Below are 12928 nucleotides of genomic sequence, written 5' to 3'. Positions count from 1 at the left end.
ACCGGCAAGTGACGCTCTGGGGTCGGCGTTTCGTCGCCGAGGCGTCCAGGAGGTTCTGATGGCGGGAGCGACCCTCCGCACCGATCACGCGGACAACGACGCCGCATTCGCAACTTCTCGGCTACCGACGCCGGGGCAGTGGGTACCCCTCCCGGGACGACACGGTTACCGTGCGTCCACGGTGCGGCGACCCGAGAGGAGACAGCCGTGACCATCGAAACGACCGACTGGGCCATGATCAGCGACCGGACCCCCGAGCATGCCTTCCGCGTCGACGGGTTCGGGGCGGCGGTGTGGCGGCTGACCTGGCTACCCGAGCACCGGCTCACCCAGGCGCAGGCGCTGGCCGGGATGGAACTCGACGAACTGCTCAGCGACCCCGCCGCGGTGCACGACGTGGTGGCCCAGCGCAGTGTCACCGAGCGCGCGAGCGTGCTGGGCGTGCGCTACGAGCAGGCGGTGATCATGCTCTCGCGCCGCATGATCGAGCGGCTGCGCCGCCATTCCGGGGGCCGCACCCGCCGCGAGGCCGAACCGGTGCTCTCGGGCGCGGGCCGGCGGCGGTTCGCGCCGGAGCGGGCCGAGGAGCCGCGCCGCCTGTTCGGCTGACCCGGCGATTTCCGGCACGCGACGCAAGCCCGCGGCAACCGCGGTCGGCGCGGTCAGGCGCGGGTCTTGTGGGCGGCGCCGACGGCGTCGGTGATGCTGGCGTAGCCGTGGGCGCGCAGCCGCTGGGCCAGGCCGCGGTGGATGCGGCGGGTCCACAGCGGGCCGCCGTAGATGAAACCGGTGTAGCCCTGCAGCAGGGTGGCGCCGGCGAGAATGCGTTCGAAGGCCTGGTCGGGGGTCTCGATGCCGCCGACGGAGATCAGGACCAGCTTGTCGCCGACGCGGGCGTAGAGCCGGCGCAGCACGTCCAGGGACCGCTCGGCCACCGGCGGGCCCGACAGGCCGCCCGCGCCCATCGCGTCGACCTCGGCGGCGGGGGTGGCCAGCCCGTCGCGGCGGATGGTGGTGTTGGTGGCGACGATCCCGGCCAGGCCGAGTTCGACGGCCAGATCGGCGGCGGCGTCGATGTCGTCGTCGGATAAGTCCGGGGCGATCTTCACCAGCACCGGCACCCGCACGCAGTCGAGCACGGCCCGCAGCAGCGGCCGCAGCGATTCCACGGCCTGCAGATCGCGCAGGCCCGGCGTGTTGGGGGAGCTGACGTTGACGACGACGAAATCGGCGAGCGGCCCGAGCAGGGTGGCGCTGGTGGCGTAGTCGTCGGCGGCCCGCGCGGCGGGGGTGATCTTGGTCTTGCCGATGTTGGCGCCGATCGGCACGCCGCCGGGGCGGCGGGTGCGCAGGCGTTCGGCCGCGGCGGCGGCGCCGTGGTTGTTGAATCCCATCCGGTTGATCAGCGCCCGGTCGGCGGGCAGCCGGAACAGTCGCGGCGCGGGGTTGCCCGGCTGGGCCTGCGCGGTGACGGTGCCGATCTCGGCGTAGCCGAAACCCAGTGGGCCCCAGGCGTTCACGCCGGCGGCGTCCTTGTCGAACCCGGCGGCCAGGCCCAGCGGCGCGGGGAATTCCACGCCGAACGCGGTGGTGCGCAGGATGGGGTCGTCGACTACGGTCGCCTTGGCCACCAGCGCGCGCAGCGGCGGGATCCGGGTCGCCAGCCGCAGCGCGGCGAAGGCCAGGTGGTGAATGCGCTCGGGCGGCAGCAGGAACATCAGTCGCAGCAGGAGGGAGTACATGCCGGTCACATCCCCGGATTCGCGACGGGGAAGGTGGTTTTGCGGCGGCGCAGCAGCACCTTGCGGCTGCCGTCGGTGTAGGCGCGCACCCGCGAGAGTTCCCAGCCGCCGAATTCGGCCTGGATGGCCAGCCGCATCGACGCGGTCACCCGGGTGACGTCGGGCGGTAGTCGTAGCGGGACGTATTCGTATTCCCCCTCGTCGCTGGTCTCCTCCCACTCCGCGGGGAACGACCTGCGCTGCGAACGATGCGCCGAGGCCCGAGTCATCACTGCCCTCTCTTCCTCTCGTCCGCGCCGATCCGCTGCAGACCGTCGCCGGTCGCGGATCCCACGAACATCTCGCCGGTGCGGTCGTCGATGGTCAGCGCGTTCGGCTGGCGCACCGTCGGGACGCGGCCCACTTCCTCCGGTATACCTGTCGACAGGTCGTAGCCGGCCACTTCGTTGCTCGCGGTCAGCGTCACCCACACGGTCTCGGACCGCTGATCGTAGGCGATCGCGTAGGGCGAAGAGCCTACCGGGAAGCGCTGGCGCAGCACGAGCGGATCGGCGGTGTAGACCAGCAGCGCACCGCCGGCGGTGTCGGTGACCAGCAGCCGCCCGAAGTGGTCGGCGGCCACGGTGGTGGCGCCGGCGCCCGCGCGCAACGCCAGCCCGGGCTCGCCGTCGCGCAGATCGAGCTGGGTGAGGCTGGTCTGGGCGCGGTCGAGCACGGCGACCGCGTCGCCCGCGGCGGCCAGCCCGTCGATTCCCGACAACCCGGACACGGTCTGCAATACCTGCCCGTCGGCGGCGAGGATCTCCACCCGGCCGTCGGCCAGCCCGACCGCGACGGTGCCGTCGCCGCGGCGCGCCGCCGCGCGGGCCTCGCCGTCGAGCGGGGTGGCGCGGGTGGCGGCGGTCAGGGTGTCGATGTGGATCAGCTGCCGGCCCGCGGCGGCGAGGACCTGCCCGGGCGCGCCCGCGGCCAGCGCGGTGGCGCGGGCGGGCAGGGTGAGCGTGCGGGCGGGCGCGACGGCGGCGGGGTCGAGCAGGTGCACGGTGACGCCGTCGGCGTCGAGGACGGCCACCCGCCCGCCGGCCGGTTCGGCCAGCAGCGCCGCGACGGGCGCGGCGGGGGTGACGGTCCCGGCCGGAGTGGCGGCCGGTGCGGGGGCGGCCGCGGCGCTCGCGGGGGCGGCGGCGGGCGCGGCGGCATCGGTGTCGTCCTTCGACGAGCAGCCCCCGAGGGCCACCGCGGACGCCGCCAGCACCACGGCCGTCGTGCGCCGCCATCCGCCGGCCGACCGGTTCCCGCCGCGACCGCCCATACCCCGAACTCCTCACTCACACCGACTAGCGACGACTCATGCGTGCGTCTTCATCTGACCATGGTCGCGGACCGGGCGGGTGCGCCGGGGTCTTTCCGCGCGCCGATTCCGATGACACGACATCCGCGCCGTTCCGGTTGTCGGTGACCGGGGTTACCGTGGACAGTGCACAGCCGCCGATCCAGGGAGCCGGGTTGAAAACAGACCATACGTCTGGATTCTTGGTGGAAGACATTACCGTCGGCCCGTTCGCGCACGGGTTCGGCCGCACCGGCGAGGGCCGGCCGTTCGCCTTCCGCACCGTCGAGGCCGCCCTCACCCTCGAGATCTACCGCCCCGGCACCGCCACCGTGCCGGGCCCCGAGGACGTCGTCGCGGTCGCCACCGCCGCAGTCACCGACATCGACCTGGGCGACGCGCGCAGCCTCACCGCCGCCGTGCGCGACCTGATCGCCGCCGCCACCCCCGTGCCCGGCGCCGCCGAGCGCGAGGCCACCACCGCGCGCACCCTGCTCGGCCGCCTCAGCGCCGTCATCGACAGCCGGTAAACCGTTGCGCCGCAACCCTTTCCGGCGACACCCGCGGCATACGCGGTGATCGGCGCGCCGCATGACAGACTGTAGGAGAACTACCGGTAACTTTCGACGACGGTGAGGACGCAGATGGCATTGCGACGATCGGCCGCGGCGGCGTTGCCGCTGGTGGCGCTGGCCGTGCTGGCGGGGGCGTGCGGCAACGACCCCGACGAGGCCTCGGTGGCCGCGGCCCGCTCCTCGGCCTACGCCGCGCTCACCTCCTCCGCGCAGGCCGCCGCGACCAGCAGTGCCCTCCGCCCGCCGCTGCCCACCGCCGCCCAGCTCGACGCGCAGATCAAACGCGCCCTCGACCCCGCGCTGCCCGACACCGACCGCACCGCGCTGATCGAGGATGGCGAGGCGTTCAAGGACGCCATCCCCGACATGTACCGGGCCATGCAGGACAACCCGCACGCCGTCTACGGCGTCACCGACCCGGTGTTCGACAACCGCGACGGCACCCTCACCGCCACCATGCGCCTGGACAAGGACGGCACCGGCACCAACGTGCGCACCACCATCGTGCACTTCGTCGACAAGGACGGCGTCTGGAAGATCTCGCGCACCGACCTGTGCGGCATCCTGCGCTCGGCCGACTACAAGACCGCGGCCTGCGGCTGAATCACCGCGCCGTGGAACAGTTCTCGCTGCGGTGGGGCCGGTTCGTGCACCGCCACCGCTTCCTGGTGCTGGCCGCCGCCGTCGCGGTGGTGGCCCTGTCGGGTCTCTACGGCCACGACCTGAACGCGCGCCTGACCCAGGGCGGCTGGTTCGACGAGCGCAGCGAATCGGTGGTGGCCTCGAAACTGGCCGACGACACCTTCGGCCGCGACCGCGACGCCGACGTCATCGTCCTCTACACCGCCCCGCCCGGCCACACCGTCGACGACCCGCCGGTCCGCGCCGCGGTCACCGCCGCCCTGGCCGAGTTGCAGGCGAGATACCCCGACCGCATCCAGAAGATCGACAGCTACTTCGACGGCTCGATGATGGGCCAGTTCGCCGACGCCTCGCGCACCCACGCCTTCGCCAGCATCGGCCTGCGCGGCGCGGACACCGAATCGGTGAACAACTATCTCGCCATCGAGGACGCGCTGGCCGCCGGGACCGCGGGCGGCGGGCCGGGCGGCACCACCGTGCAGCTGGCGGGCCTGCAACCGGTGGTCGAGGGCATCAACATCGGCATGCAGCGCGACATCCACCGCGCCGAGCTGATCGCGCTGCCGCTGGTGGCGGTGCTGCTGTACTTCGTGTTCGGCGGCGTGGTGGGCGCGCTGCTGCCGGTGCTGATCGGCGGCATGACCATCCTGGGCAGCCAGGGCATGATGCGCCTGCTGACCGGCTACATCGACGTCAACGTCTTCGCCAGCGCCGTGGTCACCCTGGTGAGCCTGGGCCTGGCCATCGACTACGGACTGTTCGCGGTGACCCGCTTCCGTGAGGAACTGGCCGCCGGGCGCGACGTGGCGGAGGCCACCGCGCGCACCGTGGCCACCGCGGGCCGCACGGTGCTGTTCTCCGCGGCGATCATCGCGGTCAGCCTGGGCGCGCTGTTCATCTACCCCAACGGCGTGCTGCGGTCGGTGCCCTACGGCGGGATCAGCTCGGTGCTGCTGGCCGCGCTGCTGTCGGTCACCGCGCTGCCCGCGGCGTTGAGCATCGTAGGCCGGCGCATCGACCTGTGGGGCTGGGGACGGTTCGCGAGCATCCGCACCGCCGAGCAGATCGACAACGGGTTCTTCGCCAAGCTGGCGGTATTCGCGATGCGCCGCCCCGCCCGGGTCATCGTCCCGGTGGTGCTGGTGTTGCTGGCGCTGCTGATCCCGTTCCGCCACATCGAGTTCGGGGGCCTGAGCGAACGGTATCTGGCCGACGACGCCCCCGCGCGGGTGGCGCAGGAGAAGTTCGACGCCCTGTTCCCCGAATTCCGCACCGAGCCACTGAAATTGGTGGTGGTCGGAGCGAATCCCCAGCAGCTGTCCGATATCCGCTTCCACGCCAACTTCGCGCCGGGACTGACCGGTCCGTTCGAGGCGTCGGCGCCGACCACCGGCGGGGTGAACGTGCTGTCGACCGGGCTGGTCGACGACCGCGACGCGGACGCGGCCATCGCGGCGCTGCGCGCGATCGAGCAGCCGCCCGGTGTGCGGGTGATGGTCGCGGGGGTGCCCGCGCTCGAACGCGACACCATCCACGGCCTGATCGCCGGATTGCCGCTGCTGGCGGCGATTCTGGTGGGCGCGGCGGTGGCGCTGATGTACGCGGCGTTCCGGTCGCTGGTGCTGGCGGTGAAGGCGGTGGTGATGAGCGCGCTCAGCCTCGGCGCCACCCTGGGCGTGCTGACGTGGCTGTTCGTGGAGGGCCACGGGGCGGCGCTGTTCCATTTCACGCCGGGGCCGCTGATGTTCGCGGTGCTGGTGCTGATCGTGACGGTGCTGTTCGGGCTGTCCACCGACTACGAGGTGTTCCTGCAGTCGCGGATGGCCGAAGCCCGCGCGGGCGGCGCGCCGCCGCCGGAGGCGATCCGCTACGGCATCGCCCACACCGGCGGCGTGATCACCTCCGCGGCCGCGATTCTCATCGTCGTCACGGGCGCGTTCGGATTCTCGGATCTGGTGCTCATGAAGTACATCGCCTACGGGATGATCGCGGCGCTGGTGCTCGACGCCACCGTGATCCGGATGCTGCTGACCCCCGCGGTGCTGAAGCTGGTGTGGCGCTGAGCGTGGCGTGTTGCAACCGGAGCACGGTGCTCCGTTAACCTGGGGGACGTGACCAACGACGGGGATACGCAGCAGACGACAAGCCACGGCAAACACGCGGCACCGGACGGCGCCGGCGTGCATCCGCTGATCGATCTCGCCAGGGATCCCAACCCCGGCGTCCCGGATCATGCGCGCCCGGACGAGGACGACGACGACCAGCAGGACCCGGTAGCCGCGCGGAACACACCGCGGCACACCCTTTCACGTCGCAGCACACCGGCTCCGGGCGGGACAGGCGCTGTCCCGCCCGGAGTTTCGTGTGTTCGCGGCCGAAAGCGCGCGCCGGGTGCGGGGTTTCGCGGTCAGCCGCGGATCGGGAGGACCAGCTGCGCGCCGGTGCGGGGATGGTCGAACACCTCGACCGGGTGCTGGTAGACCCGGGAGAGCAGGTCGGTGGTGAGGATGTCGCGGGGCGGGCCCGCGGCGGCGAGGCGCCCGGCGTCCAGGACGGCGACGCGGTCGGCGTAGGCGGCGGCGATGCCGAGGTCGTGCAGCACCACCACGACGGCCGCGCCCTGTTCGGCGCGGCCGCGGGCCAGCCGCAGCACCTGTTCCTGGTGGCCGAGGTCGAGGGCGGCGGTCGGTTCGTCCAGCAGCAGCGTGGCGGTGTCCTGGGCGAGTACGCGGGCCAGGGCGACGCGGGCGCGTTCGCCGCCGGACAGGGCCGGGAAGGGCCGGGCGGCAAGGTGTTCGGTGTCGGTGGCGGCCAGCGCGGCGGCGATCGCGGACTCGTCGTCGTCCTGGCGGTCGGTGCGCGCCCAGGGCGCGCGGCCCATGGCGACCACTTCGCGGGCGGTGAACGGGAAGCCGACGGTGTGGTTCTGCGGCAGCACCGCGCGGCGGCGCGCCATGTCCACCGGCGACCAGTGCGTGAGCGGCCGCTCATCCAATTCGACTGTGCCGGTAGCGGGTTCGAGTTCCCCCGATAGCGCCGCCAGCAGGGTGGACTTGCCCGCGCCGTTGGGGCCGACCAGGGCGAGGATCTGTCCGGCGACGACGTCGAGGTCGACGTGGTCGAGTACGCGCCGCGCGGTCGCGCGGTCGACGCTGACCTGCCGCGCCCGCAGGGTCACCGCGCCGGGCGCGGGCGGCTCGGGCAGGCCGTGCGGGCGCGCGAAAACCTGTGCGAGAGTAAGTCTCAGCTTGCTCATGCCCAGCCTCCCGAGCGGGCGCGGGTGCGGCGCAGCAGCCAGAAGAAGAACGGGCCGCCGACCAGCGAGGTGAGCATGCCCAGCGGCAGGTCGGCATTGGCGACCAGGGTGCGCGCGCCGACGTCGGCGGCCAGCAGCACGATCGCGCCGAGCAGCGCCGAGAGCGGGATGAGCACGCGGTGCGCGGGCCCGACGAGCATGCGCACCAGGTGCGGCACGATGAGCCCGACGAACAGGATGATCCCGGTGAACGCCACCCCCGCGGTGGCGAGGATCGCGACGACCACGATCACGTTGCGCCGCAACCGTTCCACGTCCACCCCCAGGTGCCGGGCGGCGGACTCGCCGAGCGCCAGCAGGTCCAGGCGCGGCGCCATCAGCACGGCGGCGGCCAGCCCCAGCGCGGTCAGCGGCGCGACCACCGCCACCGCCTGCCAGGTGGCGCCGTTGAGGCTGCCCAGCTGCCAGAACACGATCTGGTCGCGCGCCTCCTGGGAGGCGGTGAACAGCAGGAACGCCATCAGCCCGCCGGTGAACGCGTTGACCGCGACGCCGGTGAGCACCAGCGTCACGGTTTCGGTGCGGCCGTTGGACCGCGACAGCAGATACACCAGCAGCGTCGTCGCCAGTCCCGCGACGAACGCGCCGCCCGCGACCGACCACGCCGCCGCGAACGCCCCGCCGACGACGATCACGATGCCCGCCCCGACCGCGGCCCCCGCCGACATCCCGATGACGCCGGGTTCGGCGAGCGGGTTGGCGAACACGCCTTGCAGCAGCGCCCCGGCGGTCGCGAGCGCCGCACCCACCAGCACCGCCAGGACCACGCGCGGGAATCGCACCTGCCACAGCGTCACGTCCCCGGCGGGATGGGCGGGCAGCGGGCCCCAGTCCAGTCCGAGGCGGTGGAAGACGCTGCCCGCCACCTCGAGCGGGGTGGTCGGCACCTGCCCGACTGCGGCCGAGTACATCGCCAGGAGCAGCAGCACGACGACGGATGCCGCGAACAGGGCCGACACCTTCGACCACCGCCGCGTCCGCGCCGCGCGGGCCTGCTCGCCGCCGTCGGCCACGGCGAGGGTGTCCCGCGGTGTCGTTTCCGGTGCCGGACTGCCGGTTTCGGGGTCGGTCATGCGGTGGGCCGGCCGTAGACGGCGTCGCGCAGGGCCGCCAGGACGTGGCCGGTGTTGGGGCCGAAGCTGAGCAGGGCGGCGTCGGACATGTCGACGACGCGGCGGTTGCGGCCGGCGGGGGTCTGGGCGACGCCGGGGATCTTGGTGAGGCCGTCGACGCCGCCGATGGAGGACAGCCCGTCGGTCATCACCAGGAACACGTCGGGCGACGCGGCGATCATGGCCTCGCTGGTGATGGGGGTGAACGGTGCGGTGAGGCCTGCGGCGGTCCCGGCGTCGGTGCCGCCCAGGGCGGTGACCAGGGTGTCCGCGCCGGAGCCGGGTCCGGCCATCATGGTGATCGCGGTGCTGCGCAGGTACAGGAACGCCATTTTCAGCGGCGGCTGCTGGTGGGGTACCGCGGCGGTGGCGGCGGCGATCTCCTCGGTGGTGCGCTGCGCGAGCTTGCGGCCCTGTTCGGGCACGCCCAAAGCGGCGGCGACGGCCTCGATCTGCGGCCCGGTGCCCGCGAGGCTGCGGTCCGGGTCGAAGTAGACCACGGTGATGCCGAGGGCTTTGAGCTGGTCGCGCATGGCGGCGGTGGCGCTGACGGTGTCGGTGAGGAACACCGAGGGTCGCAGCGCGGCAACGGCTTCCACGTTGATGCTGCCGTTGCCGCCGGCGACGTTGGGCAGCTGCTGCACCGCGGGGAACGCCGCGGAGGTGGAGCGGCCCACCAGGTTCCGGCCGAGGCCGAGCGCCCACACGGTCTGGGCGAGGGTGCCGTAGCGGTCGACGGCGATGATGCGGCTCGCGTCGGTGACGGTGACGTCGCTGCCGTCGTAGGAGTGCACGGTCGCGGGCAGCACGGGGGTGGGCGCGGGTCCGATCGGGACCGGGTCGAGATCGGTGAGGGTCGCGGTGGCGGGTCCGCGCTGCCCGGAATCGCTTGGGGTGGTAGCGGATCCGCATCCGGTGAGGGTGGCGGCGAGCGTCACCGCCAGTCCGGCCAGCAGCCACCGCATCCACCGCCGCCCTGCCGGTATGCCTCGCGCACCGTTGCCGTGGGGAACGCCGCTCTCGCGCTGCAGCACGCCGCTGTCGCGTCGGCGCGCAGGCCCCACAATTCCACGGCGCCGCGGCGTGCTGGGCCGTCTGCCGGAGGCGGTCGCCGCTGGTGCGGTGGCCGCCGCCCCGATCGTGGCCTCGGGGGTGCTCGGCGGGCGGGAGGCGGGGGTGCGGGCCGCGGCGAGGCTGGTCATGTAGGCAAGCCTAAGAGGTGCGGTGCGGCGGGTGTGCCCGGGCCGCCGCTCAGCCGCCGCTCACGTCGTCGAGGGCGGCGGCGATCGCGCGCGGCAGCTCCAGGGTCTCGGCGGCGAGGATCCCGGTGAGCTGGGCGATGTCGCGGGCGCCGACGATCATGCTGGCGACGCCGGGCCGGTCGCGGATCCAGGCCAGCGCCACCGCCAGCGGCGAGGTGCCCAGCCCGTCGCCGGCGGTGACGAGCGCGTCGACGACGCGGGTGGCGTGCTCGTCGAGACGCTCGCGGATCTCCGCGGCGGTGTCCTCGTCGGCGCCGCGCGAGTCCGCGGGCACCCCGTCGCGGTATTTGCCGGTGAGGATGCCCCCGGCCAGTGGCGCGGACGCGATCAGCCCGACCCCGTGATGCTCGGCCGCGGGCACCACGTCGCGTTCGACCCCGCGCGCCAGCAGCGAGTACGGACCCTGCGCGGCGGTGATCGGCGCGGCCGAGGCCAAAGTGGCCAGCTGCCAGGCGTTGTGCCCGCGCACCCCGGCGTAGCGCACACGGCCCGAGCGCACCGCGTATTCGACGGTGGCGGCGATCTCGTCGAGCGGGGTGCGCGGATCCCACGCCGCCACGCTCCACAGATCCAGGTAGTCGGTGCCGAGGTCGGCCAGGGTGCGGTCGAGCTGACGCATGAGGGTGCGCCGGGAGGCGTCGACGGTCCAGCGCACCTCCGTCGCCGGCGCCCCGGCCGGGTCGGTCGCCCCCGTCACCGCGGCCAGACCCGCGCAGCCGCTGATCACCAGGTCGTCGCGCGGCACCAGTTCCCCGATCAGCCCGCCCAGCATCCGCTGCGCGGAGCCGCCGTGATACGCCGGGGAGGTGTCGACCAGGGTGCCGCCGGTTTCCACGAACGCCACCAGCTGCACCGCCGCCTCGTCGGCGTCGGTCTCCCTGCCCCAGGTGTGGGTGGCCAGCCCCATGCGCGAGACCCGTAAGCCGCTGCGCCCCACCGCCCGCTGTTCCATCACCGTGCCCGTGCTTCCGTCACACGCAAGAGCCTAGGGCCCCAACCGCTTCGAGTCCGGCTGCGGCACCCCGAACCGCCGTGCCGATCCGCACACACCGCCGAGCCGCGGCGGTCGCGACGCCAGCTCGGACAGCGGGCGCGGCGGGGGGTAGGGTCGCTGCCGGACTCCGCCGGGCCCCGATTGCGCCCGGCGACAGCGGATTCGGCATGTGATGGAGGTGGCGTGGGCGCGTCGATGACGTGGGTGCAGGCGCTGATACTGGGCGCGGTGCAGGGGCTGACGGAGTTCCTGCCGATCTCCTCGTCGGCGCATATGCGCATCGTGTCGGGGGTGTTCTTCGGCGACGACGCGGGCGCCTCGTTCACCGCGGTCACCCAGCTGGGCACCGAGGCCGCGGTGCTGGTGTATTTCGCCAAGGACATCTGGCGCATCCTGTGCGCCTGGTTCGGCACCGTGTATCTGCGCCTGACCGGGCGCGCCGAGCAGCGGGTGCCGCTGGCCGAGCAGGTCACCACCCAGCTGCCGGTCTACACCGGCGGGCCCGCGCCGGCGCCGGTGCTCGACCCGGACGCGCAGCGCGAATTGGACTATCGCATCGGCTGGTACGTGATCGTGGCCACCATCCCGATCGGGGTGCTGGGTTTCGTGTTCAAGGACGCGATCCGCACCGGCGCCCGCAACCTGTGGCTGATCTCGACGATGCTGATCGTGTTCGCGCTGGTGATCGCGGCCGCGGAGTACTACAGCAGCCAGCGCCGCCCGCTCGAGCAGCTCACCACCCGCGACGGGCTGGTCATGGGCCTGGCGCAATGCCTGGCGTTGATCCCGGGCGTGTCGCGCTCGGGCGCGACGTCCTCGGCGGGGTTGTTCATCGGCCTGACCCGCGAGGCGGCGGTGCGGTTCTCGTTCCTGCTGGCCATTCCCGCGGTGGTGGCCTCGGGGCTGTTCAGCCTGCCCGACGCGTTCGAACCGGCCGGTGAGGGCCTCAACGCCTCGGGCGCGCAACTGCTGGTGGCGACGGCGGTGTCGTTCGCGCTCGGGTACGCGTCGGTGGCGTGGCTGCTGAAGTTCGTGGCCCGGCATTCGCTGAACTGGTTCGTCGGCTACCGGATCGTGCTGGGGCTGGTGCTGCTGGGCCTGCTGGCCGGTGGCGTGGTGTCGGCGACGTGACCGACCGTTCGCGCCGCGCGGTGGCGCCGCACCCCCCACTAGGCTGGGTTACATGACGGTGATCCTGTTGCGGCACGGGGTGTCGACCTCGAACACCGCCGCGACCCTCGCCGGCCGCAGCCCCGGGGTGGATCTCACCGACCGCGGCCGCGACCAGGCCCAGGGTGTGGCGGAACGCTTGGCGGCGTTGCCGATCCAGCGGATCGTGCACTCGCCGCTGCTGCGCTGCACGCGCACGGTGGCGCCGCTGGCCGACAAGCTCGGCCTGGAACCGGTGCCCGAGCCGCGGCTGCTGGAGGTCGACTACGGCGAGTGGACCGGCCGCAAACTCGCGGATCTGGTCACCGAGCCGCTGTGGAAGGTGGTGCAGCGGCACGCCTCGGGCGCGGTGTTCCCCGGCGGGGAAGGGCTCGCGCAGGTGCAGTATCGTGCCGTGGCCGCCGTTCGCGACCACGATCGCGTCCTCGCCGAGCAACACGGGCGCGACGTGCTGTGGGTGGCGTGCACGCACGGCGACGTGATCAAGTCGCTGCTGGCGGACGCGTTCGGGATCCACCTGGACGGTTTCCAGCGCATCGTGGTCGAGCCGGCGTCGATGAGTGTGGTGCGGTACGCGCCGACGGGTCCGTCGGTGTGGCGGGTGAACGATACGGGCACCGACCTGTCGGCACTCGCGGCAACCGTCGAGCAACGCGGCGGCGAGCGGGCCGGGCCGGTGCCGGGCGGCGAGGTGGGACCCGTCGAGCAGACGGGCGCGGCCGCGCCGAGTACGGATAATGGGAATGCGGGAGCCCCCGATTCTCGTAGTGAGTAGTGCAGTCGGT

At 73.1% G+C, this 12928-nt stretch carries 13 protein-coding genes; 6 read left to right on the top strand and 7 right to left on the bottom strand.

Annotated elements, in window-relative coordinates:
* The first annotated feature begins 207 nt into the window (after nt 1–207).
* Nucleotides 208–609, top strand: coding sequence for a hypothetical protein (locus tag IU476_RS04065; RefSeq protein WP_195096581.1), 402 nt, complete (start codon nt 208–210; stop codon nt 607–609).
* Between the two features lie 53 nt (nt 610–662).
* Here IU476_RS04065 and IU476_RS04060 read toward each other — a convergent pair whose 3' ends face one another.
* The 3 genes from IU476_RS04060 to IU476_RS04050 are packed head-to-tail and all read right to left on the bottom strand — an operon-like array spanning nt 663 to nt 3054.
* Nucleotides 663–1742, bottom strand: coding sequence for a quinone-dependent dihydroorotate dehydrogenase (locus tag IU476_RS04060; protein ID WP_195096579.1), 1080 nt, complete (start codon nt 1740–1742; stop codon nt 663–665).
* 5 nt (nt 1743–1747) lie between these two features.
* Nucleotides 1748–2011, bottom strand: a complete 264-nt coding sequence (locus tag IU476_RS04055) for a DUF5703 family protein (protein ID WP_195096577.1) — start codon at nt 2009–2011, stop codon at nt 1748–1750.
* Entirely contained in the window at nt 2011–3054 is a 1044-nt protein-coding gene (locus tag IU476_RS04050; protein ID WP_195096575.1) for a YncE family protein, read from the bottom strand. The genes IU476_RS04055 and IU476_RS04050 overlap by 1 nt, the downstream gene beginning before the upstream one ends.
* A 224-nt stretch (nt 3055–3278) precedes the next feature.
* Between IU476_RS04050 and IU476_RS04045 the strand changes: the two genes are divergently transcribed.
* From IU476_RS04045 to IU476_RS04035, 3 genes are all read left to right on the top strand, one after another.
* Nucleotides 3279–3602 (top strand): hypothetical protein, encoded by a 324-nt coding sequence (locus IU476_RS04045; RefSeq protein WP_228822988.1) that lies wholly within the window; start codon nt 3279–3281, stop codon nt 3600–3602.
* A gap of 114 nt (nt 3603–3716) precedes the next feature.
* A complete protein-coding gene (locus IU476_RS04040; RefSeq protein WP_195096571.1) occupies nt 3717–4250 on the top strand; it encodes a WKL family lipoprotein in 534 nt (177 codons plus the stop codon).
* A gap of 11 nt (nt 4251–4261) precedes the next feature.
* Nucleotides 4262–6352, top strand: a complete 2091-nt coding sequence (locus IU476_RS04035) for an MMPL family transporter (RefSeq protein WP_324193853.1) — start codon at nt 4262–4264, stop codon at nt 6350–6352.
* 344 nt (nt 6353–6696) lie between these two features.
* Here the strand turns inward: IU476_RS04035 and IU476_RS04030 are convergent, their stop codons facing one another.
* The 4 genes from IU476_RS04030 to IU476_RS04015 all read right to left on the bottom strand — a co-directional run bounded on the left by IU476_RS04030 (nt 6697) and on the right by IU476_RS04015 (nt 10931).
* The gene (locus IU476_RS04030) at nt 6697–7545 is read right to left on the bottom strand and encodes a heme ABC transporter ATP-binding protein (RefSeq protein WP_195096567.1); all 849 of its coding nucleotides are present in this window, start codon (nt 7543–7545) and stop codon (nt 6697–6699) included.
* A complete protein-coding gene (locus tag IU476_RS04025; protein WP_228823210.1) occupies nt 7542–8516 on the bottom strand; it encodes a FecCD family ABC transporter permease in 975 nt (324 codons plus the stop codon). The genes IU476_RS04030 and IU476_RS04025 overlap by 4 nt, the downstream gene beginning before the upstream one ends.
* Nucleotides 8517–8674: 158 nt before the next feature.
* A complete protein-coding gene (locus IU476_RS04020) occupies nt 8675–9682 on the bottom strand; it encodes a heme/hemin ABC transporter substrate-binding protein (RefSeq protein ID WP_195097464.1) in 1008 nt (335 codons plus the stop codon).
* A 286-nt stretch (nt 9683–9968) separates the two neighbouring features.
* Nucleotides 9969–10931, bottom strand: coding sequence for an aldo/keto reductase (locus IU476_RS04015; RefSeq protein WP_195097461.1), 963 nt, complete (start codon nt 10929–10931; stop codon nt 9969–9971).
* Between the two features lie 225 nt (nt 10932–11156).
* Here IU476_RS04015 and IU476_RS04010 point away from each other — a divergent pair, with 225 nt between their 5' ends.
* Both IU476_RS04010 and IU476_RS04005 read left to right on the top strand, forming a co-directional pair.
* Nucleotides 11157–12104: an undecaprenyl-diphosphate phosphatase gene (locus IU476_RS04010; protein WP_438943964.1), complete on the top strand. Its 948-nt coding sequence runs from the start codon at nt 11157–11159 to the stop codon at nt 12102–12104.
* Between the two features lie 52 nt (nt 12105–12156).
* Complete coding sequence (locus tag IU476_RS04005) at nt 12157–12918, top strand: histidine phosphatase family protein (RefSeq protein ID WP_195096563.1); 762 nt, start codon at nt 12157–12159, stop codon at nt 12916–12918.
* Nucleotides 12919–12928: the final 10 nt, after the last annotated feature.

This window comes from Nocardia blacklockiae (assembly GCF_015477355.1).
In the GTDB taxonomy this organism is placed as follows: Bacteria; Actinomycetota; Actinomycetes; order Mycobacteriales; family Mycobacteriaceae; genus Nocardia; species Nocardia blacklockiae.
The sequence above is the reverse complement of the archived record's forward strand: the minus strand, read 5'-3'. Positions and strand labels throughout refer to the sequence as shown.

Excerpts from the sequence above, each read along its gene's own strand:
- IU476_RS04060 (WP_195096579.1), bottom strand. The coding sequence starts at position 1,742 with ATGTACTCCCTCCTGCTGCGACTGATGTTCCTGCTGCCGCCCGAGCGC.
- IU476_RS04055 (WP_195096577.1), bottom strand. The coding sequence starts at position 2,011 with ATGACTCGGGCCTCGGCGCATCGTTCGCAGCGCAGGTCGTTCCCCGCG.
- IU476_RS04050 (WP_195096575.1), bottom strand. The coding sequence starts at position 3,054 with ATGGGCGGTCGCGGCGGGAACCGGTCGGCCGGCGGATGGCGGCGCACG.
- IU476_RS04040 (WP_195096571.1), top strand. The coding sequence starts at position 3,717 with ATGGCATTGCGACGATCGGCCGCGGCGGCGTTGCCGCTGGTGGCGCTG.
- IU476_RS04030 (WP_195096567.1), bottom strand. The coding sequence starts at position 7,545 with ATGAGCAAGCTGAGACTTACTCTCGCACAGGTTTTCGCGCGCCCGCAC.
- IU476_RS04025 (WP_228823210.1), bottom strand. The coding sequence starts at position 8,516 with ATGTACTCGGCCGCAGTCGGGCAGGTGCCGACCACCCCGCTCGAGGTG.
- IU476_RS04020 (WP_195097464.1), bottom strand. The coding sequence starts at position 9,682 with ATGCGGTGGCTGCTGGCCGGACTGGCGGTGACGCTCGCCGCCACCCTC.
- IU476_RS04015 (WP_195097461.1), bottom strand. The coding sequence starts at position 10,931 with ATGGAACAGCGGGCGGTGGGGCGCAGCGGCTTACGGGTCTCGCGCATG.
- IU476_RS04005 (WP_195096563.1), top strand. The coding sequence starts at position 12,157 with ATGACGGTGATCCTGTTGCGGCACGGGGTGTCGACCTCGAACACCGCC.